The organism is Mycobacterium szulgai, from assembly GCF_002116635.1.
GTDB lineage: Bacteria > Actinomycetota > Actinomycetes > Mycobacteriales > Mycobacteriaceae > Mycobacterium > Mycobacterium szulgai.
Map to the genome: position 1 here is coordinate 1 of NZ_LQPW01000169.1, position 1,422 is coordinate 1,422.

The window sequence follows — 1,422 nt, forward strand, 5'->3', positions numbered from 1 at the left end:
TCCGCTAGCGCCAGTATGGAGGTGGGGCTGATTTATGACTGGGATCCTGGACAGGGTCCCGTGGTGACGTGGCAGCCGACTCCTGCTTCGGTTGCAAAAGCCCAACAAGCACCCGTAGTTGCGGCGCCGCCGAGTTCCATGCAAGCCGCCCATGTGCGTAGTTATATTGATTTCACCGAGCGCGGTCTGGAATTTTCTCGGTTGGTGATGGGTTCCTGGGAGATTCCGGGTAAGTGTGATATCCGCACCATGACGCATGTCATCAATGCGCATCTTCGTCGCCATTCCACGTACCGGAACTGGTTTGAGTACAAAGACGCCAAGACCATTCTTCGGCACCAAATGGCCAATCCCCGCGATATCCAGTTCGTTCCGGTTCAGCACGGTGAGCTGACCCAGCCGCAATGGCAGGAATTGGTGTTGTCCACCCCGAATCCGCTGCAGTGGGATTGCTTCCGGTTCGGGCTGATCCAGCACGAAGATCACTGCACCTTGTTCGCGATTGTCGACCACCTGCATTGCGACCCGGCGTTGATCACCGGCCTGTATGTCGAAATTCTGGCCAACTACCAAGCGCTGGTCGCCGGCAAACCACCCGTCATGCTCTCCGACACCGGCAGCCACGAAGACTTCTGCATCCGCGAAAAGGCGTTCGCGGACTCCATGACCCTGGACTCCCCAGAAGTCCGCAAATGGATCGAGTTCGCCGAGAACACCGGCGGAGCCGGCCCCGAGTTCCCATTGCCGCTGGGTGACCAATCCATCCCCTGCGGCGGCGACATGATGATCGTGCCCCTCATGGACACACAGCAAACAGCCCGCTTCGAAGACGGCTGCATCGCCGCCGGCGCCCGATTCAGCGGCGGCCTGTTCGCCTGCGCCGCCCTGGCCTACTACGAACTGACCGGCCAGGAAACCTACTACGGCCTCACCCCGGTCGACAAACGACAAACGCCCGAAGAATACATGACCATGGGCTGGTTCACCGGAATCCTCCCCTTCGCCGTCACCGTCGACCCCAATTCATTCGAAGAAACCGCCCGCGCCGTACAAGCATCATTCGACGAAAACATGCCCCTGGCCCAAGTCCCCTACGACCGCATCCTGGAATTAGCGCCCTGGCTGAAAAAATACAGCCCCCAGTTCTTCATGATGAACTACATGGACGCCGGCCTACCCCCACTTTCCGCAGTCGTCGCCACCGCACTAGTAGGCACAAATGCAACCGCCTACAACGACGCCCGCAGCCCCGCCTACCTGTATATGTCAGTAATCCGCCTCTTCGACGAGGTCTCACTGATGATTTCCTTCCCGAACAACCCCATTGCCCGGGAATCCGTCACCCGCTACGGCGAAATCCTCAAATCCGTATACAACCGCGCAGCCGCAGGCCAGTACACAGCACCCGCTGTGCACGTATCC

General features: G+C 59.3%; 1 protein-coding gene. It reads left to right on the forward strand.

The features are described from left to right. The coding region (locus AWC27_RS26885; RefSeq protein ID WP_139837241.1) for a condensation domain-containing protein at nt 1-1,422 on the forward strand (1,422 nt) is incomplete at both ends.